The 9,417-nt window shown below is 62.4% G+C and carries 10 protein-coding genes; 3 read left to right on the top strand and 7 right to left on the bottom strand.

All coding sequences use genetic code 11. The features are described from left to right. The first annotated feature begins 453 nt into the window (after positions 1-453). Positions 454-846, top strand: a complete 393-nt coding sequence (locus AB4Y86_RS05200; RefSeq protein WP_441400711.1) for a nuclear transport factor 2 family protein — start codon at positions 454-456, stop codon at positions 844-846. A 791-nt stretch (positions 847-1,637) separates the two neighbouring features. Here AB4Y86_RS05200 and AB4Y86_RS05195 read toward each other — a convergent pair. Genes AB4Y86_RS05195 through AB4Y86_RS05165 form a run of 7 tightly spaced genes read right to left on the bottom strand, consistent with a single transcriptional unit; the run spans position 1,638 to position 7,517 of the window. Beyond that, on the bottom strand, positions 1,638-2,261 hold the full coding sequence (locus AB4Y86_RS05195; RefSeq protein ID WP_441400709.1) for a short chain dehydrogenase: 624 nt from the start codon (positions 2,259-2,261) through the stop codon (positions 1,638-1,640). Positions 2,262-2,312: 51 nt separating this feature from the next. Beyond that, the gene (locus AB4Y86_RS05190; RefSeq protein WP_441400707.1) at positions 2,313-3,548 is read right to left on the bottom strand and encodes an NAD(P)/FAD-dependent oxidoreductase; all 1,236 of its coding nucleotides are present in this window, start codon (positions 3,546-3,548) and stop codon (positions 2,313-2,315) included. 21 nt (positions 3,549-3,569) lie between these two features. Beyond that, positions 3,570-4,226, bottom strand: a complete 657-nt coding sequence (locus AB4Y86_RS05185; RefSeq protein WP_441400706.1) for an amino acid ABC transporter permease — start codon at positions 4,224-4,226, stop codon at positions 3,570-3,572. Next, entirely contained in the window at positions 4,223-4,855 is a 633-nt protein-coding gene (locus AB4Y86_RS05180) for an amino acid ABC transporter permease (protein ID WP_441400713.1), read from the bottom strand. The genes AB4Y86_RS05185 and AB4Y86_RS05180 overlap by 4 nt, the downstream gene beginning before the upstream one ends. Before the next feature lie 9 nt (positions 4,856-4,864). Continuing rightward, positions 4,865-5,638 (bottom strand): amino acid ABC transporter ATP-binding protein, encoded by a 774-nt coding sequence (locus AB4Y86_RS05175; RefSeq protein ID WP_441400704.1) that lies wholly within the window; start codon positions 5,636-5,638, stop codon positions 4,865-4,867. After that, positions 5,631-6,623, bottom strand: a complete 993-nt coding sequence (locus AB4Y86_RS05170) for an ornithine cyclodeaminase family protein (RefSeq protein WP_441400702.1) — start codon at positions 6,621-6,623, stop codon at positions 5,631-5,633. The genes AB4Y86_RS05175 and AB4Y86_RS05170 overlap by 8 nt, the downstream gene beginning before the upstream one ends. 48 nt (positions 6,624-6,671) lie before the next feature. Beyond that, the gene (locus AB4Y86_RS05165) at positions 6,672-7,517 is read right to left on the bottom strand and encodes a substrate-binding periplasmic protein (protein WP_441400700.1); all 846 of its coding nucleotides are present in this window, start codon (positions 7,515-7,517) and stop codon (positions 6,672-6,674) included. 246 nt (positions 7,518-7,763) lie between these two features. Here AB4Y86_RS05165 and AB4Y86_RS05160 point away from each other — a divergent pair, with 246 nt between their 5' ends. Continuing rightward, positions 7,764-8,429, top strand: a complete 666-nt coding sequence (locus AB4Y86_RS05160) for a GntR family transcriptional regulator (protein ID WP_441400698.1) — start codon at positions 7,764-7,766, stop codon at positions 8,427-8,429. Positions 8,430-8,659: 230 nt separating this feature from the next. Beyond that, positions 8,660-9,417, top strand: a 758-nt coding sequence (locus tag AB4Y86_RS05155; protein WP_441400697.1) for an NAD(P)/FAD-dependent oxidoreductase, incomplete at its 3' end; no start/stop codon positions are given.

The following is a 9,417-nucleotide window of genomic DNA, read 5'->3' as shown; positions in this document are numbered from 1 at the left end:
CCAGCTCGCTAGGTCAAGGAGTCAACAAAACCGGGGGCAGTCCCTATTGCCTTGAATGCGGTTGGCTGTACTGTCGGATCGTTATCAGGTTCTAGGGTGAAGAGTTCGCGGTAGCCGTTAAGGGTTATTTGCGCCATCGGCCGGTCCGTGTACTGCCCGGGAGGCGACGCCACGTCCGCTCCTTAGTTGAACAGACCGTGGGTACCCGCGAACTTCACTGCAGTGCATCCAAATTGCCGACGGCGTTGCCGATTCCGAGCGCTCGCGGCCAGTTAGTGCAAGCCCTCGCGCGTCGGCGGCCATGGCCAAAGGACATGCGCCGGGCCCGGCCCATCCTAAACTCAAGGGACCGCTCCGAGGCAACTGTTAGACCGTCGACAGGCCCCCGGCCCAGGAATACCGTTAAGACGTCCCAGCACGACCCAACAAGGATGACGGAGAGGATGTCCGACCATGGGAACCACAGAAAACGTTGAGTTGGTCCGACGCGGGTATGAGGCCTTCAACACTGGGGATATGGCGAGCCTGAGCGAGATGTTCGCTGAGGACGCGGTCTGGCACGCAGCCGGAGGCGGCGTGCTGTCCGGGACGAAGAAGGGTCGCGACGCCATTTTGGCGTTCTTCGGCGAGTTGGGAGCCCGCACTCAAGGTCGTTTCCAAGCCAACCTCAAGGACATTGTTGGAGGGGAAAACTACACTGTCGCGATTCAGCAAACCCAGGCAACAAGCGGCGACAAGACCCTGGACGTGGGCACCGTCATCACGTTTGTGGTCCGTGACGGAAAGATCACGGAGGGGCGGGAGTATTTCGAGGACACCGGGAAATTTGACGATTTCTGGGTTTAGAAGGCGGAATTGAAATCCGGATAGTACACATGCTGAGGATGCGGCCAAGGCCGCCGTATCGATCGGCTGGCCAACAACCGGGGAGGAGACACCACGGGAGTACGCGGCAAAATTGATAACACTGCTGAGAAGGCCGGCTTCAAGAGCAAGGAAACATGCAGGCGCGGCCACGGCCGATGTAAGCCTGAGAGCCGAGGGCTACGCCGAGGTAGTCGGTCCATCTCCAGCGACGCGGTACCGGGGTAACAGCAGTGAGTTGCCCAATAGCTTCGGTGTCCGTCGCCGACTGAACGATGTCGGGCCCTACAGCGGCCCCGGTCTTCGTACGTGCACGTGGACACCCAGGCCTACAAGGTCAAGGACACCGCGCTGGGCTGAACGGCGGCTCCGTGCCCAGATCCAGAAGGCAGCCCGGGCCACCGGAAAGAAGTCTACAACTGCGCCAGCCGCAGGCCACAGCCCCTTTGCCGGCGAGGCTGGGCAGCCGTCATGGCGGCCCGCTCCGGGCCGGACAAGTTCGGAAGCGCGGTCATGCAGCTGGCTGGGATAATTCGCAGTGAGCACCCAGGACGAAACTAACGAACAACACGCAGAGGCTCTCTCCGGCAACAGCAACTGGGACGTGCCTTCGCTCACGGCGGGCGCGTGGGCGGACCGCTCAAGACGGGGGGTCGCTCAGCTTTTCGTCACGAGCCGATCCGGGCAGGGATGCACCCGACCGCGCTTGACTATCGCAGGGTGAGCCCTTGTCACCGGGTTGTTGCCCCACATCCCCCAAGTCACGTTCTTGGCTAGGACCAGGCTCGGATCGTCTGTCCAGTCTCGGAACCGTAGACGCTGCGAACAAAGGCCGCAGCCGCCACCGCGCCGGGGACGGCAGGGAAACCGGGAAATACCGCCGCATACGCATCGGCGGATTCTTCCAGCACCGTGGCGCTGACTGTATTCAACCGCATGTGTGGCAGCTCGACGGCAGCACTCTTGACGAAGGCGTCCAGACCGATATTGGCGATTGCGCTGGGCGAGCCACCGGGAAAGGCAAAATTTCCCACGATCCCGCTTGTCAACGTGACGGACCCGCCCGGCCGTACATGGCCGCGGGCCGCCAGGGTGATGCGAATCTGGCAAAGCAGCTTACCCGTCAGCGTCGCGGTGTAAGTTTCCAGGGTCGCATCCTCCGCCGACGCCCACTTGGCTCCGCCAATTGTGCTGACCACCGCGTCCACTGTCCCTACCTTGTCAAAGAGTGCCGCGACGCTGGCATCGTCCCGGCAGTCAACTGGATGCTCAGCTGATGAGCGTGACGCGCTGATGATTTCCAGGTGCCCTTGACCGACCTTGTCGTGGTGTGTGGACAATGCCCGCACGACGTTTTTCCCCACAGTTCCAGTGCCGCCGATGACGAGTACTCGCATGAGTGTGCCTTTCGTTCTTGCTTTATGCCAGATGTAGCCCTGATGACTCTCTTAAGTGCGCAACGGATTGAACGCCGCAATTTCCTGCGGTTTTTCACCGGTGAGGATCTGTGCGGCGAGCAGCTTGCCCGTTGCCGGTCCCAAAACCATCCCCCACATACCGTGTCCCCCTGCCGCGTAAATTCTGTCCGAGGCCAGTCGGCCAACGATGGGGAGCCCGTCGGGTGTGACAGGGCGGGAGCCGACCCACCCGTCGCGCAGTGAGGACCAGTCGATATCCTGCAGCAGTGGACGAACGGCTCTTGCCACGGATTCGAGCCTGACAGGATCCAGGGGCTCGTCTGGGGCGAGGAACTCCATTGTTCCCGCGATTCGAAGCGCCCCCTGGTAGGGCGTGCAGACGACCCGTTGTTCCGGAAAGTATAGGGGCCCCTTGGGCAAGCAATCGCCGTCGACGGTGAACGAGTAGCCTCGGCCCGCCTGGACCCCGAGTCTTAAGCCCCACTTGCTGGCCAGCTTGGGCAGCCAGGCGCCGGTGGCAAGAATGACAACGTCGGCCGTGAGGAGGGTCCCGTCGTCAGTCCTCACGGCCGCCGACGAAGGCCCGGAGTCAACGGAATTTACACCGGTGCCTTCCTCGATCTGGCCTCCGCACGCTTTGAAGGCCCGGGCGAGGTCCCAGACAAAGTCACCCGGATCAAGATAACTCTGTCCGCTTATTTCCAGGCTGTGCACCACGGCATCGGAGAGCACTGTCGGACGGGACCCGTCGGACTGGGTGCTGACCCCGATGCGCTGGCCCATGCCGTGGAGGTGTTCGAGTTCGGTCCGGAACGCTGCGGCGGCCTTGGCGCTGCGAAAGCCTGCAACGTAAGGGGCTRCAACGACGGGTGAGGTAACACCATGTGCTTTCAGCTCGGCGAAGGACTCCTCCGCAATCCTCGTGATGGGCTGGAGCGCTGACATGGTCCGCTGCCACTTCCGGGCGTTCATGTTGGCGGCGAAACGCAGGAGGAACTTCCAAAGCTGCGGGTCGAACCGAAGCGGCACGTGCAGGGGGGCATCGGGATCGGTCAGGCTCTGCAGGGCGTACCTCCAGGCTCCCGGTTCAGCCAGGGGCATGACCATGCCCGGGGTTACCCAGCCGGCGTTGCCCCAGCTCGCTCCGGCGGCTGGTCCGACTCTGTCGATGACTGTCACCGACACTCCCTGCTGCTGCAAGTGCCAGGCAGTCGACAAGCCAACGATGCCGGCACCGACGACTACGGCTGATTGCGGTGTTTTCATCTGAGTTGTCGCTGACATCGGCTACAGGTGCCGGCTCAGCATGCGTTCCGCGTAGACGGACAGCCACGTTGCGGGGATTGAGATGGCCGCGTACATGAGGCCGGCGATGATGAAGACGGGCAGATACTGGAAGGTGGAGGAGCCGATCGAGTATGCCTGGCTCATGAGTTCCGGCACGGCTACCGAATACGCCAAAGACGTGGCCTGAAACAGGAGTACTGCGAAGCCCATCAGCGAAGGAAGGGCGATGCGGAGCCCCTGCGGAATGACCACGAACCGCAGGCAGTCCCGATGGCTCATGCCCAGCGCATGGGAGCCTTCGACTTCACCCGGCGGCACCGATTGGATGCCACCACGAATCAGCTCGGCACTGTAGGCCGCCGTCGTCCAGGTCAGGGCCAAACATGCCGAGGCCATGGAGCTGAGCGTGATGTCGGCATTCGGGAGACCGTAGTACATGAGCTGTAGGAGCACCAGTGCCGGCGCGCCACGGCCCACTTCGACGAAAAACACCGACAGATAGCGGAAGGTCCTGTTGCGGGCTGTCACGCCAAAGGCGAACACCAGGCCCAGGGGCAAGCCGAAGGCCAGGCTCAAGAGGGTCAGGGTGAGGCTGACCTTGAGTCCGTCAAAGAGCGTTGGTCCATATTGGATCGCGACATCGATCAGGTTGTTCATCGGGCCACCGCCTTCCGCATCTTGACGTCAAGGTGCCTGGAGAGCAGTCCCAGCGGAACGCTCAATATTATGTAGACACCCGCAGCCACAAAGAACACCATGATGCCCTCACCGGACTGCCGGGCATATTGGCTGGACATGAAGACGATTTCAGCCACGCCAATGGATGAGGCGATGGAGGAATCCTTGAGCAGCCCAATGGCAAAAGTCGTGTAGGCCGGGACGACGGCCCGCGCAGTTTGCGGACCGATGATTCGGCTCCAGACCGTGGCGCGGTGAAAACCCAGAGCCGAACTGGCCTCCCACTGGCCCTTCGGAATTGACGAGATGGCGCCGCGGAAGATTTCCGCGAGATAGGCCGCCGCCACCACGCCAAGGCCCAGGACGCCGGCCTGCAGCGCCGTGAGGCGGATGGCGCCGATGGACACGCCGTAGTACAGAATAAACAGCCACACCACAGGCGGGACGCCCCGCAGCAGGTCAACCAGCCCGCGCGACATCAGCCAAAGAATCCGGTTCCGGCTCCGGAGCCCGGCAACGATGGGCAGCGCCAACAACGTCCCGATCATCAGGGCCAGGATCGTCACCAGGATTGTGAGCGGCAGTCCGATGGCGATGGCCCGGATCATTTCCACGGTTCAGCGCTCCAGCACGGCGCGGAGGAACCGGCGGGTCCGGTCGTGTTGCGGATCCTGCAGGATCTGCCCGGGCTCGCCCTTTTCGATGATTCCGCCGTCCGCCATCACCACCAGTTCGTCCGCGACGTTGCCCGCAAATGCCATTTCGTGGGTCACCACGACCATCGTCATGCCGGTGGACGCGAGCTCCTTCATGACTTCGAGGACTTCAACCCCGACTTCGGGATCCAGTGCAGAGGTTGGTTCGTCAAACAGCATCACCCTGGGGCCAAGGGCCAGTGCCCGGGCAATGGCGATGCGCTGCTGCTGGCCGCCGGAACACCTCGACGGATACTGGTCGGCCTTCTCGGCCAGCCCCATGCGCTTGAGCAGCTCCATGGATTTCTCGTTGGCCTCGTCGCGGCTGCGTCCCAGAACCCGCTCCTGGGGAAGACTGATGTTCCGTAGAACCGTCATGTGCGGGAAGAGATTGAAGTGCTGAAAGACCATGCCGGCACTGCGGCGAAGGGCTGCGAGATTCTTCGGATTGGGCTTCCTGCCGGCATTGATGCGATGCCCGTCGATCTCAATTTCGCCGCTGTCCGGCTGCTCCAGCAAATTCATGCACCGCAGGACAGTGCTCTTCCCGGCGCCGCTGGGCCCGATCATGGCCGTCACGGATCCCTCCGGCACGGACAGGGAGACGTCACGCAGCACCACGTTCGAACCGTAAGCCTTGGCAAGATTCGTCACCTGGACCACGGGCGTAGCCGTGCGGATATTCGGCTCAATCATCAGTTGTTCCATTTCTCATAGTCGTGCCGGTGCAGGCTTCGTAGAGGGCGGTGGCCACGGCAAGGTCCTCCCAGGGCATGCCGGTGGTCTTGAAAACGGACGGACGGTCCGCGGCCACCTTCCGCCGTTTCAGAACCAGGTCTGCCAGGGTGATCAGTTGTTCGGGCCCGGCGATGGCACCCGATTTCATGGCCTGGATGACATCGCCGGCCTCCCGTCCGGCGGAGTCCCGCGACTCCACGCACACGGTGGCCCTGGCGAGGAGATCGTCATCGAGCTCGCGGTGCTCCCGGTCATGCGAGCCGATGGCCACCACGACGGCGGATCCCTTGACCAGGGCTCCGTCAAAAAGGGCGGTCGGCGACGCCGTGGCGCAAACGACGAGATCCGCCTCCCGCACCACTGCCGGAACGGCGACGGCGGCAGCCAGGCCGATTCCCTCGGCCCTGTTCACGAGCCGCTTCGCCGCCTCCGGATTGCGGCCGACGATCTCCACGCCTTCCAGCTCAAAGAGCTCGGCAAATGCCAGAATGTGGGCCCAGGCCTGTACCCCGGTGCCGAACACAACGAGGCGCTGCGGGTCTGGCGGGGCCAGGAGCATCGCCCCCAAAGCGGATACGGACGACGTCCGCAGTTCGGTCAGTGCCACTCCGTCGAGCACGGCCAAGGGCCGCTGGTCGGCGCCGCCGAACAGTGCATAGAGTCCCTGAATTACCGGGGACGCCGACGTCGCATTGCCAGGCGTGATCGTCAGGAGCTTGGTTCCGACGTACTGGCCGTTACTAGCCGGCATCTGCATGAAGGTGCCGCTGTCCGTTTCGACCCGGGTCCGCGGCGCACTCGTTTCGGGATCGAACCCGGCCGCCAGGACCGATTCCATGGCGGCCGCCGCCTCACGCGCCGTCAGTGCCGACGCTATGGTGGCGCCGTCGAGAAAGACGGGCGCCGACAGTTGGCGCCCCTCAGGGCTGGTTGTTGAATCCATGGAATCGATCCTTCAGTCACAAAGCCGGACGTTCTTGCGGGCTGCGTCCTACTTCACGAGACGCGGTTCGCCGGTTTCGACGGCCGACTGGGGCAGGCCGTAGGACTTCACGACGTCCGCGATCTTTCCACTGGATTTCATGGACTTGATGGAAGTATTCATGGCCTTGGTCATGTCCGCGTTGTCTTTGCCCATAGGGAATCCGATTTGGGCAGGTTCCTTGGAAGCAACGACGCGGGGGTCCGCGGTGGCGCCCACAACCTTGTACTTGGCGTCGGCCTTGTACATCTGGACGGCGGAACCGAATCCGTCGATACCGGCCTGGACGCGTCCGGCCTTGAGATCAGCCTGCATCTCGACGGCGCTGGGGTAGATGGTCAGGTTTGCGCCCATGACCTTTTTCATGTCCGGGACCCACAGGTAGCCGTCGACGGTGCCCACCTTCATACTTTCGAGGTCCTTGATGTCCTTGACGCCGGACTCGGAAACGATGCCCATCTCGTCGGTGTAGACCGGATCCGACAGGCTCACAATCTCGGCCCGGGCAGCGGTGCGGTAGTAGCAGCCGATGGCCACGTCGGCGCGTCCGCTCTGCACGGCCGGGATAGTTCCCGCATACGACGTCGGTTCAACTTTGATGTCGAGGCAGTTCTTGGCCGCGAACTCCTTGATGATATCGGCGTCGACACCGGTGAGCTTGCCGTCCTTGTTGGATGCAAACGGGGGGAACTCCGGCGCTGCAACGGTCAGGAAGCCGGCGGAAATCGTCTTGAACGTTGATTCGGGTTGGCAGCCTTTCGAAACGGAGCTCTCGGCTGCGCCGCCGCAAGCGGACAGCGAGAGCGCCAGCAGCGCAATGGACGTGCCGCCCACCAGGATTTTACGAGTATTCATGATGATCCCCTTTGATCAGAACTGGAGTTTTTCGGCGTCCAACGAATCGATGCACATCGGCAAAAATGGTGATGTATGACACACTATCGATTGTCGATTACCAATCTCCATGGATTCGCAGGGGATGTCAAGCATCAAGAACGGCGAACCATGTTGAAACACGTCTGCAATCGTCGAGACCGCCTCCCGATCGCCGACCCGTTGTGAATTATTGTTAGCCAAGAGGTCCACTGCCCTAGGAGCAAAATGCAGGAACACCGAGAAGCCTTTGCCGGGATTTCCGAGTTGGGCGAAAGCCGACTCACCCTCAAAGACGAGGCAACCTCGATTGTTCGGCGCGCCCTCATGTCCGGAGACATGGAGCCCGGCAAGATCTATTCAGCGAACGCCCTGGCAAGCCAGCTCGGTGTCTCGAACAGTCCGGTCCGCGAAGCCATGATGGCGTTGAGCGAACAAGGGTTGCTCGAGGTGGTCCGGAACCGCGGGTTCCGCGTCGTGGAGATGAGCCCGAAGGACCAGCGGGAGGTATACGACCTCCGCTTGCTCATCGAGGTAACGGCTGTGGGCCGCGTCGCCGAACAAGGCGTCTCCCCCGCCGATGCCCGTCGGCTGGCAGCGCTCAACGATGCCGCCCTGGCCTCCGCCCGGCCTGACAATATGGTCGATTACCTGGAAAGGGACCAGCAGTTCCATCTATCCATTGTTGAACTGCTGGGCAACACGCGAATGACCAAGATCATTGAGAACCTCCGGGACCAAAGCCGGATCAGCGGCTCCTACCATTTGGCCGAGCGCGGACTGCTCGCCACCAGCGCGGCCGAGCACGGACCCATTCTGACCGCACTGCTGGCCGGGGACCGGATGCTCACCGAGTCCCTGATGGTCGAACACCTCAGCTACTCGCTGCCCTGACCGGGGAGCCCGCAGCCCGGGACCACGCGACGCCACACCCCCTCTGCACAGCGCCTCCCGGCACCGGCTTTGGCACATCCGGAATGGCGCCGCATGCCGCCACGGAAGTTGTGGAGAAAAGGCTTGACGTAGATCACATCCGGCCTCAATATGGTTATATATAACCCGTTACCGATAGTTGATATCCACAGAGTGGTGGATCGGCTTCCGCAATTGAGACAGGACGATCAATGTCAAATGTGGTCTCTCTCCAGCTTCCCGACGGAACTCGGCAGCCTTCGCAGGCAGCCGTCGTCATCATCGGTGGCGGCATCATAGGAACCAGCATCGCGTTCCACCTGGCCGAAGCCGGCGTGCGCAACATAGTCCTCGTTGATCGCTCCGATCTGGGCGAAGGATCATCGTCCAAGCCGCTCGGCGGTGTGCGGGCGACGTTCTCGGATCCGGCGAACATACTCCTGGGCCAGCGCAGCCTGCGCGCATTCGAGGGATTCGGCCAGCGATTTTCCACTGACATCGGACTGCGCAAAGTCGGCTACCTGTTCCTGTGCCGCAGCGAATCCGAAATCCTGGACTGTGAGCGGAGCACCCTCATCCAAAACAGTCTCGGCAGCAACAGTCGGATGATTTCCCCCGCCGAGGCAGTTGAAATCAACCCGTTCCTGCGCCCGGAAGCCCTCGTCGGCGCGTCGTTCTCGCCGGAAGACGGGTTTGCTGAACCGGCGAAAGTGGTCCGGGCCTACGCCGACGCGGCCGCCGCGCTGGGCGTATGCATCCTTGAGCACACGGAAGTCATGGACGTTGCCGCGTCAGGCAGCAGCATCAGTTCCGTGACCACAAACCGCGGCACCATCACCACCGATGCCGTCATCTGCTGTGCGGGCGCGTGGTCCCAGCGCGTTGGCGACATGGTCAACGTAAATCTGCCGGTTGTCCCGGTGCGGCGACAGATCGGCATGACGCGCCAGATGAGCTCGCCCATGCCCAC

The organism is Arthrobacter sp. 2YAF22_2 (assembly GCF_052114645.1).
Lineage (GTDB): Bacteria > Actinomycetota > Actinomycetes > Actinomycetales > Micrococcaceae > Arthrobacter.
This window is presented reverse-complemented; position numbering and strand designations above follow the sequence as displayed.